The sequence below is a fragment of the Nocardioides sp. genome (genome assembly GCF_044226765.1).
In the GTDB taxonomy this organism is placed as follows: Bacteria; Actinomycetota; Actinomycetes; order Propionibacteriales; family Nocardioidaceae; genus Nocardioides.
On record NZ_JBGAGJ010000010.1, the window covers coordinates 155423 to 174267 of the forward strand.

Genomic DNA, 18845 nt, shown 5'->3' on the forward strand with positions numbered 1-18845 from the left:
GACCCTGTGAATGTCGGCCCCCGACTGTCGGTGGTCTCGCGTACCGTTTCAGGCGAGAACAAACGTTCGAGGGGGCACCGAATGAAGACGGTCCACGAGGTAGCCGAGCGTTACGGCGTCACTGATGCATTCATGGCGCTCGCGCTGGACAAGATCGGGTTCAGCCACGCCAGGCCAGACACCCCGCTGTCGGCGGCCACGATCCACCGCTTCGAGGCGGAGTGGGGCGACAAGATCCGCGCCAAGCGACCTGCCGCCCAGCCCGGGTTCACAAGCGAGACCGACATAGCGCCGACCGCTGCCCGTGCGGCTCGTCAGCCCAAGCCGCACGTCATGCGGGTTGCCCACTCCAAGGTCACGGCTGGACGAGACGCGTCGGGCCGCGTGGTGAAGCGGCTTCTGGACTATCCCGTCCGCATCCACGCGATTGACGCAGCGGGAACCAACGACGGTGACCCGTGGAACGGGGAGGTTGTGCCCGGTGCGGTGCACTTCTACGACGGGGGGAGTGAGACCGGCCCGCCTGCCGCGTGCGGCTGGGTGAGGGTCCGTGCGGTCCTCGGAGACGAGTTCGTGCCCGCCGACGAGCCAGAGCTCGAGAACCAGTGCAGCCTCTGCGCTCAGATCGTCGCGGCAGGCAAGGGCTTCCGCACGCCGCCGCACGAGCGCTCGTACCGCTCTCCGTTCTGCGAGGACTACCTCCGCGTGCAGATCGACGGCGCGGTTGCCGTCAAGAACTGCAGGCTGCGTGACTTCCACGACGGCCCGCATCGTGCTCACGACGGCAGCGAGTGGTCTATCGGCGTGGACGACTACGTGCCCGCTCCCGACGAGTTGGGCCGCCGCATCACCAAGGCGTCCTAGGAGTCAGTCCGCTCGGCCGCGTTCGCCCTACGCGTCTTGCGGCCCCTGCCCCAGCCGCGGTCCCGAGGTTGACCGACCGTCACAGACCACCCGTGCCCGGCGTCAGGGTCCGCTGACTCCCCCGCTGCCCAAGTTGTTCCCGCCTGGCCGAGTGGTCGAGATGTTGTGCTGCAGTCGGGCCGAGTTGACCCCGTCGCTGTCCATGGCGGCGTTCTGGCCGATGAGCTTGCCGGGCTTGCGCCACGTCCGGACCTCGTGAACCGCGATCACGAGCAGAGTGATGCCGGCGAGGACGACCAGGCTCCAGGTGAACCAGTTCATGGGTGCCCCAACTTCTGTTGAAGTGACCGTCGGTCAGGAAGACAGACGGGCCGACCAGACTTCCCGGCACACCAGTTCGCGCTCTGACCGTCTCACGGCCAGTGCCCCCTGTCGAGCATCCGAGTTCGTCGGCGAGGCGCGCGGCACGAAGAGGTCGACGTCCTCACCCGGACGATCGGCTCGAGCGCCGAACGACGTACCAGACTCTAGGCGTCGTGGAACCCTCGGAAGACCCCGTCGGGATCGGTGTTGTCGGCGAACTCGCCGAAGTCCATGTTCGCGATCGAGAGGTTGGCCTCTATCGAAGCGATCTCTGAGACCGCACACCGGAAGGTGCGTCCGAGGAACGAGTCGAAGAGCTCGGCATCCTCGGGGCTCGAGACCGACAGGTCGACGTAGTCGACGGTGAGCTCGCTGCCGGCGCGCAGTTCCTCCATCGAGCGAGCGTCGGCCAGCAGGACGTAGCCCGCCGTGCCGTCCGTCACGGTGACAGCCTCGCCGAGCGAGGAGCCGGTCACGCCCTCGAAGGTCCGATCATCGATCGCGACCACGTAGAGCGCGTACGCGTCGTCTCCGGGCTCAAGATTGTCCGGGTCATCGAAGTCCACAGGCTTGGAGACTGCCTCGATGACTCTCTGCCACGCGTGATCATCAGCGAAGTCGGTCCTGATCAGCGGCGTGCCTTCATCGGCCATCACCTCAGCCAGGCGCTCTACATCCATGGCGGGAGTCTGCCAGTCAGGCGCCTCCGGGGTTACGACGACAGCAGCTTCCAGCTGCCTTCGGAGACGACCTCGACCGCGCCGTCGGCGACCGTGATGGCGGACTGGTCGTCGAGGGCGTACGCCGGCAGGCCGATGTCGGCCGCCCAGCGTTCCGCCTCGGCCAGGGTGTTCTCCGGGAAGACGTCCAGGTGCGGGAAGATCGCGAAGTCCACGAGCCCGAGCGTGCGGTCGTCCGGCGCCGCCGGCCACTCCACGAAGTCGTCGCCGATGCGCGGGGTCATCACCAGGCTCCCGGCGCTGACCCCGACCCAGACGGTGTCGCTCAGGGAGGGCAGGAGGTCGGCGAGGCCCGACTCCCGCATCCAGTGGCACAGGTAGGTCGCCTCACCGCCGGCGACCAGCAGCACGTCGGCCTCCTGCACCCAGGGCACCCATGCGTCGGCACCGATCGTGGGCAGGGCCGTCAGCTCGACGACGCCCATCGACTTCCACTCCAACGACGTCATCCCGCCCCATGCCCGCCCGCTGACGAAGGAGGGCATCGGGATCGGCCCGGACCGGTAGCCCCACAGCGCAGTGGGGATGCAGAGTGCGGACGCCTCGGCGACCGGTTTGCCCAGGAGGTCGACCAGCGCAGCACTGATGCTCTGGTTCGTGATGCCTCCGGACGTGAGCAACAGCCTCAAGGGTCCTCCAGGGTCGGGCGTCGTCGACGGGTCGGAGGTACCGACCTCGCCCCGCGGCGACACTCATCGGTCCGGAACGCAGGCGACGCGGCCAACCCGAAGGGCCGCGATCAGCGCCGTCGTGACCGGAGGAGGAGGAAGCTGCCCACGGCGACCAGCATCACCATCGGGATGAGGAACACCCCGATCAGGACCACGTACGACGCGGAGGGCACCAAGAAGTTGCTCTCCCAGATCACGATCACGCTGGTGACGATATCGACCGTGCGGTCGCGCGAGGGGCGCGAAGCTCTCGCTTCACGTGCGGCGGCCGCGACGACGCGACACCAGGTGCACGACCCCCCGCCAGCCCAGCATCGTGACGGCCAGGAACACCGCGGCGACGACGAGGAACCCCGGCGCCAGGCCGCGGCCCGAGAGGGCGCGCATCAGCATGCCCAGGACGTACGTCACGGCCAGGACCGTCGCACCCTCCGGCCACACCCGGGTGGCCGGGCGGTCCCGGAAGGCCAACCAGGCGTGAGCCATGCCGGCGGCCACGGCGAACGGCCACACGATGACGAGGACCACCCACTCGGACTCCCCCGGCTCGTGCGAGCTCTTGCCGCCGGCCGCGAGGGCGAGGACGCAGATCAGGTCCGCGAGCAGCGGAGCGAGCCATCGCGAGGTCGTCCGCCGTTCGGTCAGTGCCACGCGCCCAGGATCGCAGGCGCGGGCCGCGGCTGATCAGGCGGCGTACTCGATCGGGAACGGCGCCCGCCACAGCTCCACCATCGGCGCCCGACGTGCGGGCGCGCTCGGGACCCGGCGGGTGCCGGTGTGGTCGACGACGTAGAACGCGCCGTGCGGGTCGCGCCAGACGTAGATGCCGGGGAACGGTTGCTGGACCTGCCATCCGCCGTGGGTCTTGATCCGATGGTGCGGGATCGTCATCGGACCGTAGTTGCCGATGCCGGTGACGCCACCCTCGTCGTAGGGGACGGTGTGGTCGACCTGCATCGACCGTGAGGTCGAGGAGGCGAAGGGGAAGATGTCGGCCGGCGTCATCAGATGCACGGCCCGGCGATGTCGGTCGGGGACCTCGTAGCCGTCGACCGGGGCCTGCCCGGCGAGGTCCATCACCGGCTGGATCGTGAATCTCGCCCGCGGGCCCAGCAGCGACCGGACCCACTCCTCGGTGACCGGTCCGTGGCCCTCGAGCCGCATGACGCCCTCGGCGTCGGGCCCAGCGTAGGTGTGCACGACGAACTCCACGTGGATCACGTCGGCGAGGTCACCGTCCGCGTCGAGCCCGGTCGCGGCCAGCAGGACCGCCCGGACCCGCCGCAGGTCGTCGGTGGCGAGGTCGGGGTCGTCGGGCCGCGACTCCTTCAGGGCATCGGCCTGCCGGGCGAAGCCGGACTCGATCGCCTCGATCGTGGCCACGTCGGCGCGCACCAGGAACGACGCCATCCCGTGCGCCTCGCCGCGCAGCCGCTTGGCGAAGACCGCCTTCTGGGCCCGCTCCTCCTTCTCGCGGGCCCGCTCGGGCGCCGCCTGGGCGACCGCGCCCTCGACGAGCCCCTCGAAGCGCGACCAGGGGATCCGCCCGTCCGCGGACTCCGCGACCCGGGCGTCGACGTACGCCGCCTCGTCCGGCTCGAGCTCGCGCGTCTTGCCGACGACATAGCATGCGTACGACGCCTTCACCTCGCCCGCCTCGACGCGCGCCCAGAGCTGCGGGTGCCGGTGCACCAGGTCCTGCGCGTCGGCGATCAGCATGGCCGCGGAGAAGGTCGAGCGGCCGATCCGCGCGCCCAGCTCGGCCGCGGCGAACTCGGTCACCTCCGGCACCCCGGGCCCGCCGAGCAGCTTCGACCGCTCCCGGCCCGGCAGGTCCCGCTCAGCGGGGTCCAGCCGGTCCGAGGAGTGCAGGACCGCCCACTGGAAAGCCGCGCGCAGCAGGTCGGCCTCGGCCCGCCGCGCGGTGTCGACGCAGTCGCCGGCGAAGCCGAGGACCTCGTCCTCGGTCATCTCCTCCAGCGCCGCCCGATCGACCATGGAGACAGTGAAACAGAGGGCACCGACAGTGCCTCGCTACCGGCGGGGCGGTGCACATCAACCTGTGCAGAAGTCGCGGCAGATCCGGAAGCGTGTGCTCAGATCACGTGTCGTCGGCGCAGGACGTGGAGCACGAGCCACGTGCATCCGGTCAGGACGAGGAAGATCCCGATGGTGCGTCCCGTGCCGTCGTCGTCCACGAGCAGGAGTGCTCCAGCGCACGTGTAGGCGAGGACGATCAGCAGACCCAGAAGGCGCAGCACGTGGACATCTTCCACCCAATCGAGATGCGCAGCCGGAGATCGATACCGACTGCCTTCTGGTCAGCGGCTAGGTGAGTGCGCCACCACTAGGCGTGCACGGGTGTCGAGTCGTGTACCTGAGACCTACCCCTAGGTCGGTGTCAAGCACACGACCCGCCTGAGCGGGTGACCGCTCCGCGGCAGACCTGTATGCCCCCAGACGACTGTGCTCAGCGCGCTCGGCCGGCAACCCTGTCAGGCGAGCCGGTACGTGATGAACGGCTTGTCGTACGGACCCGGCCGCGATGTGGTCGTCGCCGTCCATCCGTGCCGACGGTAGAACTGGATGGCCCGGTGGTTGCCCTCCCAGACCTCGAGAACCCCCACCTCGTCGGCCCTGAGCTCCGACACGAAGACCCGGTGCAACCGGGTGCCGAGCCCCCGCCCGAAGCGGTCCGGCAGCACGTAGAGGGCCAACATCTCCAGAGCGGCCTCGGGACTCCGTCGGCGGCGGGCGGACAGGAAAGCCACGACGACGTGATCGTCCTCGACGACATGAGCCACGACGTCCGGCAGGCCCAGGAGGTGCTCCCACATGGCCTCTCGACCGTCGCTCGCGTCCGGCGCGTCCCCGTAGTACGCCGCCCTCGACTCGCGGTGCACCGCTGCGATCGCAGCCGCGTCCGCGACGACGGCCCGCCTGACGTGCTCCACGCTGTGATTCAAGCAACCAGGTGATCGGTCGTCGCCCGACCTCCGGGCGATTCGCCTCGCGCACAGCGCGGACATCTGTCACTCACTCCTCGGCGCCGGCTTCGACTCCGCCGTCGGCTTGGGCGACCGCCTGACCGTCGCGCGCTTTGTCGCGATCGCTCTCCTCCGACCAGCGGACCAGGTAGACGAACGCCACCAAGGTGGCGGCACCGCACGCGATGCCGAGCAGCCGCACCGCCGCATGGTCGGCTGGAGTCACCGCGTGATCGAGGTAGATGAAGAACGCGATCCAGGCGTAGATCGTGACCGCGCCCCACATGAGGGCGGGGAACCTCGAGGGCCGAGGCGGCCGAGGCGGGTTGCTGGACGGCGCTGGAATGAAGACGGGGCGGGGCTCGGTCATGAGTGCCTCTCCGAGAACGACGGGTGTCCGATCGTACGAAGATGTCCCGGGCTAGAAGTAGTTGTCGTTCATCTGCGCCACCGCACCCCACACCACGAGCACGGACGGGAGGAGGGCCAGCGCGGCGAAGATCCCGACACCACGCGCGACTGCAGCGGCGTCTGCTCGCCATCCTGGAGCGAGAGCGGCCAGGCCGGCCCCCACCAGCATCACGACCGGCACGGCGACCCAGAGCATCACCGCGAAGACCACGAACCACGGCATGACCAGCGACGCGACAGCGAGGATCGCCCAGACGAGTCCACAGAAGACCACCGTGGGCCAGTGGCTGAGACGTCCAGCACGGGTCATGGTCCGATGGTGCCGTTCCCGCCGCCGGCGCGCACGCCCATCCACCGATCCGGTACGCCGGCACGCGGTCCCTGGGCGGCCAGGAGGAGACCCCGTCAGAGAGCGGCGAGCTCCTCGGCGCTGAGCCCGTCGAGACCGAGGCTCGCCAGGGTCCGCGCGCCCTCCGCGCGGAAGTCCCGGTCGAGCACGACCGACGCCATGGTGATGACCGCGTCCATCATCGGCGTCGCGACGCCGAGCCGGCGGGCCAGGTCGGTGAGGAAGACCAGCGAGTAGCCGACGTCCTCGGTCAGGTAGCGGTTGTCCAGCTGGCTCTGCGCGCCGATGCCGAGGAACCCCGGGGCGGTGGAGTAGCCGGTGGAGTAGTTCGCCTCGGTCATGTAGCCCTGCACCACGCCGAGGTCGGGCTCGGAGAGCACCCGTACGCCGAGCGCGTCGGCGATCGCCAGCCGCTCCCGGTCGACCGCCTCGATCGCCCGGCCGACGGACTCGGTCACGCCCTCCTCGTAGAAGAGGAACCCGCCCGTGGTCCGCTCGATCAGACCGGCGTTGAGCAAGGTGACGGCCGGGTGGATGACCGGGTTGCCGTTCTGCAGCGTCGTCTGGAAGACACTGTCGGCGGCGCGGGCGCCCGGGTAGACGTCCTGGATCATCGACAGCAGCCGGCCGGTGCCCGACCGCGGGAGGCCCGCGACCAGCACGCCGTCGGGGAGCTTGTGGAAGACGTTGACGTGGCCGGGTCCGACGATGCGGACGGCGTACGGCAGCGTGCTGGTCTCCCCCACCGTGATCGTCTCGTCGTCGAGCGCCAGCCCGGCGGCGCGCTTGAACGTGATCGCGCCCGCGCACGACGCCGGGCAGATCAGGACGGCCTGGCCGGACGTGAGGTGCGGCGCGACGAGGGCCGCCTGGTGCTCGGTGCTGTACGCGGGGCCCACGAGGACGACCAGCTCGGCCCCGTCGAGGGCCACCGCGGCGTCGTGGCCGGCGTACGCCAGTTCGGCGAAGCCCTCGAGCTCCCCGGTGGCCCGGATCCCGCCGGTCACCGCGGCCTCCTGCACGTGGTCGGGGAAGTGCGGGCTGTCGTAGAGGCGCACGGAGTGCCCGTGGTGCGCGAAGTCGAAGGCGGTGGCGAGACCGCCGTTCCCAGAGCCGACGACGGTGACGTCCATGCCAGCACCGTAGCCTCGCGCCGACCGGCCCCGCAGGGAATGCGGCACCGCTACCTTGTGGCCGTGACCACCACGCTGGCTGCCACCGGCCGCGCCTCCCGCCGGGGTCTCGGGCCGGTCATCGGCGTCCACGCCGGGCTCTTCGTCGGCGGCGCGGTCGCGCTGTCGCTGGACCCGCCCGCCCAGGGGTGGTGCGTGCTCGCGGTCGTGGCGGCGTACGCCGTCGCGCTGCTGTGGGTGTGCCGCGCGACCGGCCGCGCCGACCTGGCCGAGCTGGCCGGGTTCCTCGCGATCGTCTCGGTCTTCCAGGTGCTGCCCGACTGGGTGCTGGTCGACGTGGTCGGCACGCTGCGGTTCCCCGACACGGGCGGGCCGCGGTTCGACGACGCGATCCCGCTCGCGATGGCCGCGATGTGGCTGCCGCCGCTCTTCATCGCCCTCACCCTGGCCGGCGGCCGGCCCGGGCGCGCGGCCCTGCTGTCGGCGCTGGTCTTCCTCGGCGCCGAGATCCTCGCGCCCACGCTGGGCCTCTGGGAGCCGGTCGGCGGCACCCACCGCTGGGCCGGGGTGGCGCTCTACGTCGTGCCGGCCGAGGCCGCGCTGGGGTGGGCCGCTGCGACGGCGTACTCGCTCTCCCGTCGCAGCCCGCTCCTCGCGCGCGTCGGTGCGGCGCTGGCGGTCTCGACCTTCTACCTCGGCGCGCTCGTGATGACGTACTTCGTCATCGACGTCGCGACCTGGCGCCTCACCACCTGACCGCGTCGCTACGACGTGGCGAAGTGGTCGCGGATCCGCGTCAGCATCGCCGTGTGCGCGGCGACCGCCTCGCGGACGGTGATGCCGGCCAGCGGGCGGGGCGCGGTGATCTCGAGCCGCTCGGTGAGCCGGGTGCCGCCGTCGACCGGGGCGAAGGTGACGGTGCCGCGCAGGCGGACGCCGGGCTTCTGGTGCGCCTCGGTGAGCACGTCGCCGGTGACCGGGACCCGCAGTGTGGCGCGGTAGGCGGTCTTGAACGCGACCGGTCCGAGCCGGATCCGGTCGACCACGCGGTAGCTCTGCTCGTAGCCGTCGGCCGTCTCGTGTCGGTCCAGCCGCTCGACCGACACGATCAGCGGGTGCACGACCCGGATGTTGTCGAGGTCGACGTAGAAGTCGCGCACCGTCTCCGGGGGCGCAGGGACGTCGTCGCTCAGCGTCCGCTCGACCCGCACCGTCCACCAGCCCATGGGCTCACCCTGCCGCACGCAGGCGGCGGAGTGGACGTACGACGCGGGACGCGCCGTGCCCGAGCAGTCAGGCCGCGCGCAGTGCCGCCACGTGGGCGGCCAGCTGGCGCAGCGGGTTGCCCCCGCCGGCCGGACGCCGGCTGCCGTCGCGGTCGGCGACCAGGAGCAGGACGTCGCGCTCGTGCTCGGCGGCCATCTCGGTCGCGAGGGCGAGGTCGTCGTGCGCAATTGCGTTGTTGATCGCCTCGACGTACCACTCGTGCAGCGTGTCGAGTTCTTCGTGCAGGCGGTTCATCGTGTTCCTCTCATCGCCGTACCACCAGTATGGCGCCAAAATTGGATCGATCCAACCGTTTGCGGTGTGAGGTCGGCCGCACCCGAACAATCGCCTCCGGATCAGGCTCTCGCCCGCGCCAGCCGGAGCACTCCTCGGGCGAGCAGGTGCGCGCCGAGGGTGGCAGCGACGGCACCGGGTACGGCGGTGCGCAGCTGCGCGACCTGCTCCGAACCGCTCCACTCCCCCGATGTCCGCAGCCGGTGCAGCGCCCACCAGCCGCGCGGCGCCACCACCGCGGCCGCGGTGACCACGCCCGGCGTGTAGCCCCGGACGACCACCGATGCCCCGACATGCCACGCGCTGTGCGCCGCGTGCGCGAGCAGCACCTGCCGAAACAGCCACGACCGCCCGCCGGTCGCCGCCCCTCGCGCCGACGCCGCCGCGACCACCACCCCGACCGCGCCCACCGCGACGGCCAGCTGCTCCGGCGTGACCGGCAGCGGCCGCCCGAACCGCCGCTCGGACGTCTCCGCGAACCCCGCGACGGTCGCCACCTCCTCGATGTCGTGGATCACCCACGACGCGAGGAGCCCCCAGGTCACGGACGCGGGCACGAGCGCGACGGCGGCCGCGGCCCCGCTCCCACGGCCGACATCTCGCACTGTCTCCGCTTGCGCTCCGCTCACAAGCCTCACTGTGCCGCAGAGCCGGCGCCACAACTGGATACCGCCCCTTTGAGCCAGGTGCACAGCGCCCAGATAGACACACTTTCGGCGTCGCCTCGGTCAAGACGAGTGGGCACGACCATCGGCAGATCCAATAACTCGTGAGTACGCCATACGCGGCGGATTCAGCTCTTCCGGCCTCCTTGCCAATGGACCGGCGCGAGGTTCCTCGAACGTTCAGTCTTCGGTCCGGTCGACCATTCGAAGTCGCTCAAGCACCTCAGACTTGGTCAGCCGTTCGATCTGGTCGGTCCGCAGGCTGAGGTCAAGACTGCTCGAGGTGATTCCGCCGATGGCCGTGACGGGCGCGTCGAATACGGCGGGATCCTCCGGAATCTGAAACTGGCAATCAGCAGGGTCATAGCGTTTGGCTGCCGCCGTCTCAAGTCCCGGTGTTTGATGGTCTCCTTATGGACAAGCTGAGGAGGGTGTGGACAGCACTAAGTCGCGGTCTTGATCGGGTCACACCCGCTCGACTCTCGCTCGCCGCGCTCGTTGTCCTGCTGATCGTGTTGCACGGGCTCGCACCGGATGCATTCGTGGTCGATTCGATGAGCATCGCCCTTCTCGCGGTGCTCCTCATTCTCATTCTCGCCCCGATGTTAAAGTCGGCCACCCTCCCTGGCGGGGCGGGATTCAATTTCCGAGATGAACTGAGCCAGCTGGACGCCGAAACGCAGGCCGCGCAGCAAGAGGCTGGAAGCTCAGCCGCGCCACCAGTAGCGCCTCCGCCGGTCCCGAAGGCCAATGGTCCGAACGAGACGACAGCGACGTCTGCGACTGCGGGACCTGGTCCCGAAGATGCGGAGTCTTCAACTGAAGATTTGGTCGATGAGATCCTCGAAGAGGCGAGCCGTGCACCCCGGGTGGCCCTGATCCTGTTGAGCGCCCACCTAGAACGAGCGGTCCGCGAGTTGCTCCTGACCACCGGATGGGGGACCGGGCCGTGGAGAGGGCTGCGAACGGGCGTCGAGCGTCTAGTCGAAGTCGGAGTCATGACCGCAGGCGCGGCGAGCGCGCTGAACAGCTTCGCGCGAGTGAGGAACGGGATCGTTCATGGATTCGCAGGGGCAACGGACGACGAAGTGATCGCCGCGATCGACTCCGGCATCGCCTTGCTGAGGGTGGTTCGAGCCATTCCCCGGGAGCGCCACTTCGTGCAGCACGTGGGTGTGCCCGTGTTCGCAGACGAGAACATGTCGAAAGAGCTTGATGTCAAAGCAGTCATTCTGAAGGCTGTGAGCCCGGGCGCCGCGGCCGTGACTTTCCGCATCTTCCCCACGAGTCGGATGCACTTTGAAATAGGCATGGAGGTTGCCTGGGAGTGGAGTGGTCCCACCCATGGGGAAGCCTGGTACGCCGATCCTGAGGACGGCGGCCATATCAAGCAGGCATGGCTCGGATCCATGGAATTCGTCGGGCGCAACATCGACGACCTCTAGACGGGGCCTTCATCGTTTATGTGACCGAGGCGCGTCAGGATGACGTCGTCGAGACTCGACGGTGTCCACGGAGTCGGCGAGAGCAGGTAGTTGCGCAAAAGGTTGCGCAATAGGAATACGCCCATATGGTTCGTCCAGAACTCAACGTCACCGAACTTGACCTTCGAGTTCTTCAGCGTCGTTCCGTGGACGATCTGCGATCGCTGACCGTAGACCTGCTTGAGAATCCGATAGATCGCGTCAGCGCGGAACTCTCCCGCAAGTGCAGCAGCCGCGCGTTGCGACATTCGGTGCGTCAGTTCGTCTCGGTCCTGGCTGAGGAGAGCCTCGATTCCGATCGTCGCATCAAGAATCTCATCCTCGATGTCGTCACGAAATGTCGAGCGGAAGCATCGTCGCGACGCCAGGCGCACGTTCTTGGGGCTGGCGAGCAGGGCGGGCAGAACGGCGACGATCTCCTCGACTTCTCCGGCAGAAATCGGATCCTTAGGTCGGAGCCAGCCTCGATCGAATGAATCTGGGTACGCCTTCACCGACTGTGCCTTCCATACGTGTGGCAAGTCGGCAATCCAGCCTGACCAGGAGACCCACGAATCTGATCGCACCAGGATCTGGGAGTAACCGGTCTTCTTTCCGGTCACGATGTGAATGCACTCAAGAATCCGGTGAACGGTGTCGAGTTCGAACGGCACCCGATTCGCGCCGGCGACGTACGCATCGCTCCAGACGGTGTTCGGAAAGGTTTGATCCCGCTGGACGATCGCGTGGGTTGCTGCTGCCGCAATCATCGGCGAGACCGCATGGGCTCCGTTGTCGTCGAGTGCACGCGACCGTTGTATTGGCTCCTCCAGTGGCTCCAACCAGAATGAGTCCAGCAACTGCACTGGCGTCGCCGTCTCGAAGGTTGTGAGTACCAGTGGGACGACGATGTCCCCGGTGAGTTCGCTCGAAAAGCGTCCTCGTTCGATCTGCTGGTAGAGGTCGAACAGTGATTCGTCATCCTCAAGTCCGAGGTCTTCGGCTCTCCCGAGGATGTCACCGACGACCGAAAGGAACTCGATCTGCGCGAATAATGTGCGACGCTCTGGATCGGTCATGACCGCATATGTCAGGTCGAGGCCCTCGGCGAAGGTTGAGTCCTGTTCTGCGCGGGCGACGGCTGCATTCATCCCGTCACGGAGCTCCGGAACGTCATCGACCAGAACCTTCGAAAACTGCCCGGCCTTCACCGAAAACAGAGAACGCCATCTGGGGGCGCCTTTCGGGAACAGGCGGCTGCCCGTGACCAGAGGCCACCCTTCGTTGCTCTCCGTGTACTTCCGCTCGTCGGAGCGTTCCACGAACTTGCCGCTTGCGATGTACGCGCGCCCTGCTTCCCGAGCGGGAGCCAGTGTCGGGCGAACAATCTCCCAGAAGTCTGGTCGCAACGGATCAGGCACGGCGGAAACCTACTTGATCGACCCGCCGGGAACGCAACGTTCAAAGGGTTGCCGGAGTCTGGGCTGGTTTGCGATTGCCGTTCGATCCGGACCTGATCCTCGATGATCAGGGCTGCGATCGTGATCGTTCGAAACCACGTCTTATGCCTCCGGATCGAGGACATGACCCGAGCCCGCGGGCAACACGGTGAGCCGCATCATCACGCCGAGAGCGGCCCGCTGGACGTCGAGGGGTGCTGCGTCCCACTTCGACCCAGCTGGTGTCCTCGCCACCACCGACCACATCGGTGAGGAGCCCGCGTCGCCGTCGACTGCGCGCCAGTCGCTGTGTAGACGTACAGCCTCTGCAACAAGTCCGCAGTCGTCCGCGGATGCTTCGTACCTTGGCCACGGCCCAGAGATGCCACGGGCAGGCCATCCCCCAGCAACGCCGTCACTAATGGCGCGTCTATCTGGGCAGAAGGCATTATCCGGATCTGCCGAGGTGAGTGCGATCCGCCGCCCGGTCCCTCCACGCACCCGACGTATCTGTCGCGGTCGCGCCCGGTGCACAGCAGTTGCGTCAGGTGCACGCTGCCGACGGACCTCACGCGGTGGTTCGTATACCTGACAACGCGTCCTTCCACCGCGAGGCGCCCTATCTCGATGCGCCGGGCATCGCGGTTAGAGACTGGTAGGCGGCGAGCCAAGATGGCTTCGACTTGGCGCGTCGGAGACGCACAATGTCTCCGACGACTGGCTCGGCTTGACCGAGGGCGACGGCTCCAGCGAAACCTACCGGGCCGACCCAGTCCAGCGTGATGGCACCGACGACGCTACCGACCAGCAAGCCTCGTAGATGCGTTTTGGCCAAGTCGCGCACGGTCGTCTTCGCCGTCGTTGCCACACTCGCCAGATAGCGCTCGAAGGCGTGGTGGGCGGCCGCTTCCAGATCACCGCCCGCGGCCTCGTCAAGAGCCTGCTGCTCGACCTCACGCAGCACCTCCCGGAAGGCCACCATCCCAGGGTGTCTCCGAAGAGCCGCAATGTCCTCCCAACCGAGTGCCGAGACAGCGGGCACAACGACTGGGAGAACGAATCCCTCTGGGCGCCACTCAGAATCTAGGCGGAATCGCGATTCATAGACCTGTCGATGGAGGGGGTCGAGGGTGACCGCAACGTTGCTTGCCGCAGCCACGACCAGGTCGCGATTTACGTGCTTGACGATCTCTGAGCGGACGATGTGGTTGGGCCACTGTCGGCGGAGCGCTGGGCTCTCCATGTCGTGTCTTGTCCAGTCACTGATGAGTCGGCTCGTGTCCGAGGTCAGGGGCGGAACGGTGGCCCATGACATCCAGTCGCACCCAGCCGGCATCTCTCGGGCGAATGGTGCGAAGGTCGCATCCCACCGATAGGTGGTCTCAGACTCGAAGAGTGGGGTCGTTGACTCGAGACTGACGCCCTGTGGGGTTGTCGGATCGTGCTCACAAAAGCTGATCGAGAAGCGCTCGCCACCCTTGACTGACCGGGCTGCAGGCGTCTGCCATTGCGCCAGCGGATCGTCCGGGATATTGCTAGTGAATCCACCGTGAGGGCCGACGGTAATCCGCACCCGACCGCGCTCCAAGTACACCCGGTCATAGATGAGGGAGGCGGCTTTCAGTCGTCGCCGCATCGCCGCAACCCCAGGGCCTGCGACGAGAGAATACGCATTCGAACGCAAGGGAACGACGAGCACCTTGGTCTCGGGCGACGGCTGAGCCATGGACGGAACCGTACGACCGGCGACGGACAGTTGCGAACGTCACGAGTGGCCGCCACGCGCGCCGGCCGCGGGTCTGCTGCACCGAGGTGACACGCTGCACTTGTCGCGCTCCGCCTGCGAAGCGAAACGGAGCCGCGAAGGCCGGTCGTACGCCTCAGATCAGCGAAGCAAGCGGAATCGCATCCTTGGTCATAGCAGCATGGTGCTCGGGCCCTAGCAGCCAACCGGGCAAGGGCCGCAGGTCTACCCGGAATGGATGTAGGCACTCTCGGAACGCCTTCACCATCTCGTCAGCACGAGCCCGAGATACGGACCCGTCGTCACCATCAAAGTGCCCGACCAAGAAATCAATGTCACTGTCGTCCCGATCCTCACCGCGGGCGACCGAGCCGCAAAGCGCGACGTCACTAGCGCCGCACGTTCTTGCGATCTCGATCAGCTCTGACGCGTGAGCCTTGACGGCCTGCAATCTGGCGCTCTCGCTCCCGGTGAGATTCACGTACCAACACTTTCAAACGTCGTGCGAGCACGATGCGAACCCGCCCCATTCCGCCGCCTGCCGGTGCACGGCCCACGCCGGACAGGTATGCGTTATCCATCCGCCCCGGGCGCTAGTCAGAATGCAGACCATGGTGGAACGCGAGAGCGCCACGGGGACCGCTAGGACGACATGCCGCAGACCGTCGATGAACTCCTGACGGCAGCGGCCGAGGACGAGGTGGAAGCGGTCACGATGCACGAGCTGGGTCGCTGCCACGAGCTCGAAGGACCGTGCATCTATTGCTCCGAGCAGAATCGCTCCTGAAGGGCTCGCGGTGCTCCTGCGCCGCCCAGAGATCGGGTAGATCGACCCGCGTCCTACTGCCGCCTGCCCGTCCCCCGGACCTATTCGCGCGGAACCGTCACCAGTTGGCGGCCGGTCCAACTGGTCGAGGCATGCCAATCAACGGCGAGATGATGTGCCAGGCCTCCTCGGGAATGATGCGGAGGGGCTCGCATGCGTCTCTAGGAGGTCAACACTCACCTGGCCGGCTGTGGCGCTCTTCAGCACGGACCTCGAAGCGACCCAGCAGTCGGGCTCTATGCCGGGAGGGCGCGCGAGAGGAGCGGCGACGTATGCCGCCGGCGGCGCCGGTCGGCGGCGCTGTTCGCACGCGTTCGCGCCGCTGCGCTGCGAAACCGGGAGGCGCTGAGGACTGTCAGGCCGAGGGAGCGCCCCGCGTGATGAACGCCGGTGACTGGGAGGCCGGGAGTCAACGTCTGCCGGACGTGCGGTCCTGGGGCTACTTCAGTCCCAGGAGACTGTCCAGGGCGGTCTCCTCCGGATCGGGGAGGCCAGCGTCAACGCAGCGTTCAAGGATGGCGGCCCTGATCGCAATGGCGCGCGTCGGATCCTGGACAACAGTCCCGAGTGCCTCGATGTTGGTGACCTTGGCTTTGTGTAGCACTTCTAGGACGTCGACGGGATGAGTCGGTACGCATTCGGTCACCCTCGCGGCGAGACGGGCATTGACGAGGAGATGCGTCGCCGTCGTCATGTTCGTGCCGATGAGTCGTTTGAGCCGCCATGGACCCAACTGGGCGATGTCGGCGGCATTCGTCAAAGCGGCAGCCTTCAACTCAGACGCGCGGTTCTTGAAGGGCTCGATCGCCATGATGTCTGTTTGAGGCTTTGCGCCGAACCTGCGACGGAAGGCGGTCGTCCTCCTGAGCTCTTCGAAGGTCTGGTCACCGTCAACCTGTTCTCTTACGTCGGCGTCACCGTGCGCGAACTGGAGGAACCGGAGCGCCTGGTCGTATTTCTCTTCACGTCGTTTAGGGTCGGTCTCCTTTGACGCTTCAACGGCGCTCCAACATGCCCAGGCGTAGGCCATCGTCAGGTCGGTCAAGAGCCATTCGCGTTGGGTTACGCCGCGCCCGAGTGTCCCGCCTGCGGAAGCTGGCTCGTAGTCGCTTGGGAGAGGAATGACCTGGGGCCCCGCGGGGGCAGGTCGCGTGAGCGCCACAGCGGCGATTGAGATGCTTTCACGGAAAGACGAGTCGAGCTTCGCGTCTGCGATGGCGGCGTCCAATTCTTCGCGGATACTGGCCGCGGCGGGCGGCGTTACAGTCTTGGTTGCGTTGGCGCCAGCGGTCCGGGCGACGAAATCGTAGTTCTGCACGGTTGCGTAGCTTGCGAACAGCATCCGAGCCTTCAGTGCCTCATCCCCCTGCCCTTGGACTGCGGCTGCTTCTCGAAGCCAGCTGGCGAGGCTGGCCAGCGTGTCGAGGTCGGTGGAGTTGAACTGCAACTTCATGCGGTAACCCATCCGGGCAGACCAGTTCTGCGGGTCGAGTTCGACGGCCTTGGCGAGGAGAGCGCGTTGCTCAGCGGGAGAGTGCTCGCCGGTCGTCGCTTCGTACTGCAGGCCCACGCTTCGCCAGTTCCGGGCGCCCCCGAGGCCGGCGTAGTCATCCTGAGTTCGAAGGATCGACATCAGTGCCCGCGCTGCGACCATCTTGTAGGGATTTACGCGAGGGCTGGTCGGGGTGTCCAGCCAGGGTCGAATGATTGCACTATCGACGACGCGACCGTGGTGGGACACCATCACGACGGTGACGTCGACCGTCTTCGAATCCGCGCCCACTGACCGGGCAATATCGGTCGAGCTCGACTTCGTCTCTGCCCCAGTTTCGGCCCCGCTGGCAGGAATAGACACGGTGTCGACGAGAATCCGCCAGGGAGTGATGGCCAGCGCGGCTTGGAGCAAACCGACCAGGGTCGCCAGAATGCCCTTGACCGAGGACGTGATGTTCGACCCGGTGAGGGTTTCGGCGTCGGTCCCGAGCGGCGCTTCCAAGCCAGTCGGCGGAGCCGCTCCGAGGTCGCGCAGGTGGGTGACGATCGCCGCTGCACCAGCCTTCGCTGCGGCACCCTTTTCTTGCATGTCGATGCGGACGCGCAGACGGTGGTACAGCCAACTCCATGTGAAGAAGACCGCCGACCCTACGCCCAGAATGACAAGGGCGCTCCATACGATGCCGCATAGATCTAGCTTGCTGACATCGGTGCCTAAGCCTTTGGGAACGAGCCAGACAACTACGGCGACAGCGACCGCATTGGCGATCCCGGCTGCCCAGGGATAGCGCGCCCACTTCGCTGGAGTCCTACGAGGGCGCCCATTCCCTCTCTTGCGCGTAGACGGCGGTACTAGCAACAGCAGCCTTGCCAAGAACAGCGTCGCAGTAAGGGTCGCTATGACGATCGCAGCAAGGGTCGCCAGTTTGGCACCTGAGTCACCCGTTGCGTCGGCCCAGTCCTTCGCTTTGGACTGCAGGGTGGTGCCGATGGTCGCGTGCTCGAGCGCAGTGTCGGCCTTCTCCTTGAGGTCAGTCGCTCGCTGGTTGTCCTGGTCGAGCTCAAGCACCTTCTCGGCGTCAACTTGAACGTCCTGCCACTGCTCGACTTCGGCGTCCGACGTTGGGTCCTTTGGGAGACCGTCGGCACGTTCGTAGGCATGGCTGATGAGCACGTCGACCTCTACGAACCGGGTGCCGACGGCGGCTGCTTCATGCGAACAGGCCGTCGGGTCGTTTGTTTCGATGCGAATCGTGTCTATCAACTCGGCCGCTTGACGCGGTTCGCCCTCGTCGAGGAGTGCCGCCGCCGTCCCGCACCGCGGGCTGCCCCCGGTGAAAGAAGTCCCTGAACTCGGATTGAGTACGATCGACATCGGGGCTGAGTACACAGTTCCGCTGCCGACTGGCGGCGCGGCTAGCGCACGGGTAGTCAGGCATAGAGTCGCCGCACTGAGAGTGACCGCGACCGCGACCACAACGCCTCGCGCAGTCACAGCAAACCTGCGCCGCGGTCTCTCCAGAACGTTGCAGGGCACCCAAGATCCCCCTCTCCTAGTCCAGAAATCGAACACGCGAAGGTGCCATACGTCCATGACTAAAGCGGCCTATTCGCGCGTCAAGCAGCCTTGCAACCGCCCTGCGCAGCCGCTGGCGCCCTGCGGCCGCGCTGCGTCCTTTCGCCGCTTGTCATCGGGCTGCAAGCGAGACCTATGCCGCCGCCGGCTGACCGGGACAAACTCTTTGTCGCCGTGATTGCGACCCGATTGACTGGTGTTGTGACCACAGATCCGCTCGTTCCAAAGGACGCCACTTTCCTGGGTCAACAGGACTTCGGAGTCAGGGTTCTCCCAATCCGGCGCGCGCTGCTGGTACGGGACGGCGATGCTGAGCAGGCACGCCAAGCGTTCAGGGCGGCCGCAGCAGTTTGGGGCGGCGCGCGGTCTCCAGTCCTGCCCGTCAGCGACGATGGCACTGTTCCTGGAGCCTGGGTACAACTGATATGTAGTGGCCGCCTGTCAAGAGCAGGGTGAGGCGCCCGTCCCGATCGTTGCGGGGCGGGCGCCTCGTGCTTCGCCGTCGTGGTTGCTGGTGAGCGTGTCGTTGGCGACGCGCGGTCAGACTGATATGCGCGGGT

The 18845-nt window shown here is 67.3% G+C and carries 21 protein-coding genes; 3 read left to right on the forward strand and 18 right to left on the reverse strand.

What is annotated here, in order from left to right:
* The first annotated feature begins 81 nt into the window (after nucleotides 1–81).
* A complete protein-coding gene (locus ACILRH_RS18695; RefSeq protein ID WP_395695571.1) occupies nucleotides 82–864 on the forward strand; it encodes a hypothetical protein in 783 nt (260 codons plus the stop codon).
* 102 nt (nucleotides 865–966) lie between these two features.
* Here ACILRH_RS18695 and ACILRH_RS18700 read toward each other — a convergent pair whose 3' ends face one another.
* The 11 genes from ACILRH_RS18700 to ACILRH_RS18750 all read right to left on the reverse strand — a co-directional run bounded on the left by ACILRH_RS18700 (nucleotide 967) and on the right by ACILRH_RS18750 (nucleotide 7518).
* Nucleotides 967–1185 (reverse strand): hypothetical protein, encoded by a 219-nt coding sequence (locus ACILRH_RS18700; RefSeq protein WP_395695572.1) that lies wholly within the window; start codon nucleotides 1183–1185, stop codon nucleotides 967–969.
* Between the two features lie 206 nt (nucleotides 1186–1391).
* Nucleotides 1392–1907 carry a DUF6924 domain-containing protein gene (locus tag ACILRH_RS18705; RefSeq protein WP_395695573.1) on the reverse strand — a complete coding sequence of 172 codons (516 nt, stop codon included), beginning with the start codon at nucleotides 1905–1907 and terminating at the stop codon, nucleotides 1392–1394.
* A 32-nt stretch (nucleotides 1908–1939) separates the two neighbouring features.
* Complete coding sequence (locus ACILRH_RS18710) at nucleotides 1940–2587, reverse strand: Type 1 glutamine amidotransferase-like domain-containing protein (RefSeq protein ID WP_395695574.1); 648 nt, start codon at nucleotides 2585–2587, stop codon at nucleotides 1940–1942.
* 119 nt (nucleotides 2588–2706) lie between these two features.
* Entirely contained in the window at nucleotides 2707–2841 is a 135-nt protein-coding gene (locus ACILRH_RS18715) for a hypothetical protein (RefSeq protein ID WP_395695575.1), read from the reverse strand.
* 52 nt (nucleotides 2842–2893) lie between these two features.
* Nucleotides 2894–3289 (reverse strand): DUF3054 domain-containing protein, encoded by a 396-nt coding sequence (locus ACILRH_RS18720; protein ID WP_395695576.1) that lies wholly within the window; start codon nucleotides 3287–3289, stop codon nucleotides 2894–2896.
* Nucleotides 3290–3322: 33 nt separating this feature from the next.
* Nucleotides 3323–4636 carry a DUF222 domain-containing protein gene (locus ACILRH_RS18725; protein ID WP_395695577.1) on the reverse strand — a complete coding sequence of 438 codons (1314 nt, stop codon included), beginning with the start codon at nucleotides 4634–4636 and terminating at the stop codon, nucleotides 3323–3325.
* 98 nt (nucleotides 4637–4734) lie between these two features.
* On the reverse strand, nucleotides 4735–4899 hold the full coding sequence (locus tag ACILRH_RS18730; protein WP_395695578.1) for a hypothetical protein: 165 nt from the start codon (nucleotides 4897–4899) through the stop codon (nucleotides 4735–4737).
* 234 nt (nucleotides 4900–5133) lie between these two features.
* Nucleotides 5134–5592: a GNAT family N-acetyltransferase gene (locus ACILRH_RS18735; protein WP_395695579.1), complete on the reverse strand. Its 459-nt coding sequence runs from the start codon at nucleotides 5590–5592 to the stop codon at nucleotides 5134–5136.
* Nucleotides 5593–5674: 82 nt separating this feature from the next.
* On the reverse strand, nucleotides 5675–5911 hold the full coding sequence (locus tag ACILRH_RS18740; protein ID WP_395695580.1) for a hypothetical protein: 237 nt from the start codon (nucleotides 5909–5911) through the stop codon (nucleotides 5675–5677).
* Between the two features lie 135 nt (nucleotides 5912–6046).
* On the reverse strand, nucleotides 6047–6346 hold the full coding sequence (locus ACILRH_RS18745) for a hypothetical protein (RefSeq protein ID WP_395695581.1): 300 nt from the start codon (nucleotides 6344–6346) through the stop codon (nucleotides 6047–6049).
* Between the two features lie 95 nt (nucleotides 6347–6441).
* On the reverse strand, nucleotides 6442–7518 hold the full coding sequence (locus ACILRH_RS18750; protein WP_395695582.1) for an NAD/NADP octopine/nopaline dehydrogenase family protein: 1077 nt from the start codon (nucleotides 7516–7518) through the stop codon (nucleotides 6442–6444).
* Between the two features lie 63 nt (nucleotides 7519–7581).
* On the opposite strand from ACILRH_RS18750, the gene ACILRH_RS18755 reads away from it, so the two are divergent.
* Nucleotides 7582–8274: a DUF6989 domain-containing protein gene (locus tag ACILRH_RS18755; protein ID WP_395695583.1), complete on the forward strand. Its 693-nt coding sequence runs from the start codon at nucleotides 7582–7584 to the stop codon at nucleotides 8272–8274.
* An 8-nt stretch (nucleotides 8275–8282) separates the two neighbouring features.
* Here the strand turns inward: ACILRH_RS18755 and ACILRH_RS18760 are convergent, their stop codons facing one another.
* From ACILRH_RS18760 to ACILRH_RS18770, 3 genes are all read right to left on the reverse strand, one after another.
* On the reverse strand, nucleotides 8283–8744 hold the full coding sequence (locus ACILRH_RS18760) for an SRPBCC family protein (protein WP_395695584.1): 462 nt from the start codon (nucleotides 8742–8744) through the stop codon (nucleotides 8283–8285).
* 67 nt (nucleotides 8745–8811) lie between these two features.
* Nucleotides 8812–9039, reverse strand: coding sequence for a hypothetical protein (locus ACILRH_RS18765; RefSeq protein WP_395695585.1), 228 nt, complete (start codon nucleotides 9037–9039; stop codon nucleotides 8812–8814).
* Nucleotides 9040–9140: 101 nt separating this feature from the next.
* The gene (locus ACILRH_RS18770) at nucleotides 9141–9635 is read right to left on the reverse strand and encodes an HXXEE domain-containing protein (protein WP_395695586.1); all 495 of its coding nucleotides are present in this window, start codon (nucleotides 9633–9635) and stop codon (nucleotides 9141–9143) included.
* 521 nt (nucleotides 9636–10156) lie between these two features.
* On the opposite strand from ACILRH_RS18770, the gene ACILRH_RS18775 reads away from it, so the two are divergent.
* Complete coding sequence (locus tag ACILRH_RS18775) at nucleotides 10157–11188, forward strand: hypothetical protein (RefSeq protein WP_395695587.1); 1032 nt, start codon at nucleotides 10157–10159, stop codon at nucleotides 11186–11188.
* Here ACILRH_RS18775 and ACILRH_RS18780 read toward each other — a convergent pair.
* The 4 genes from ACILRH_RS18780 to ACILRH_RS18795 form a co-directional block, all read right to left on the reverse strand.
* A complete protein-coding gene (locus ACILRH_RS18780; protein WP_395695588.1) occupies nucleotides 11185–12627 on the reverse strand; it encodes a hypothetical protein in 1443 nt (480 codons plus the stop codon). The two genes, ACILRH_RS18775 and ACILRH_RS18780, sit on opposite strands and share 4 nt — an antisense overlap.
* A gap of 637 nt (nucleotides 12628–13264) precedes the next feature.
* The gene (locus ACILRH_RS18785) at nucleotides 13265–13624 is read right to left on the reverse strand and encodes a hypothetical protein (protein WP_395695589.1); all 360 of its coding nucleotides are present in this window, start codon (nucleotides 13622–13624) and stop codon (nucleotides 13265–13267) included.
* Between the two features lie 901 nt (nucleotides 13625–14525).
* Nucleotides 14526–14870 carry a nucleotidyltransferase family protein gene (locus ACILRH_RS18790; RefSeq protein ID WP_395695590.1) on the reverse strand — a complete coding sequence of 115 codons (345 nt, stop codon included), beginning with the start codon at nucleotides 14868–14870 and terminating at the stop codon, nucleotides 14526–14528.
* A 784-nt stretch (nucleotides 14871–15654) separates the two neighbouring features.
* A complete protein-coding gene (locus ACILRH_RS18795) occupies nucleotides 15655–18084 on the reverse strand; it encodes a hypothetical protein (protein WP_395695591.1) in 2430 nt (809 codons plus the stop codon).
* Nucleotides 18085–18845: the final 761 nt, after the last annotated feature.

Excerpts from the sequence above, each read along its gene's own strand:
- ACILRH_RS18695 (WP_395695571.1), top strand. The coding sequence starts at position 82 with ATGAAGACGGTCCACGAGGTAGCCGAGCGTTACGGCGTCACTGATGCA.
- ACILRH_RS18700 (WP_395695572.1), bottom strand. The coding sequence starts at position 1,185 with ATGAACTGGTTCACCTGGAGCCTGGTCGTCCTCGCCGGCATCACTCTG.
- ACILRH_RS18705 (WP_395695573.1), bottom strand. The coding sequence starts at position 1,907 with ATGGATGTAGAGCGCCTGGCTGAGGTGATGGCCGATGAAGGCACGCCG.
- ACILRH_RS18725 (WP_395695577.1), bottom strand. The coding sequence starts at position 4,636 with ATGGTCGATCGGGCGGCGCTGGAGGAGATGACCGAGGACGAGGTCCTC.
- ACILRH_RS18740 (WP_395695580.1), bottom strand. The coding sequence starts at position 5,911 with ATGTGGGGCGCGGTCACGATCTACGCCTGGATCGCGTTCTTCATCTAC.
- ACILRH_RS18745 (WP_395695581.1), bottom strand. The coding sequence starts at position 6,346 with ATGACCCGTGCTGGACGTCTCAGCCACTGGCCCACGGTGGTCTTCTGT.
- ACILRH_RS18750 (WP_395695582.1), bottom strand. The coding sequence starts at position 7,518 with ATGGACGTCACCGTCGTCGGCTCTGGGAACGGCGGTCTCGCCACCGCC.
- ACILRH_RS18760 (WP_395695584.1), bottom strand. The coding sequence starts at position 8,744 with ATGGGCTGGTGGACGGTGCGGGTCGAGCGGACGCTGAGCGACGACGTC.
- ACILRH_RS18765 (WP_395695585.1), bottom strand. The coding sequence starts at position 9,039 with ATGAACCGCCTGCACGAAGAACTCGACACGCTGCACGAGTGGTACGTC.
- ACILRH_RS18775 (WP_395695587.1), top strand. The coding sequence starts at position 10,157 with ATGGACAAGCTGAGGAGGGTGTGGACAGCACTAAGTCGCGGTCTTGAT.
- ACILRH_RS18795 (WP_395695591.1), bottom strand. The coding sequence starts at position 18,084 with ATGTCGATCGTACTCAATCCGAGTTCAGGGACTTCTTTCACCGGGGGC.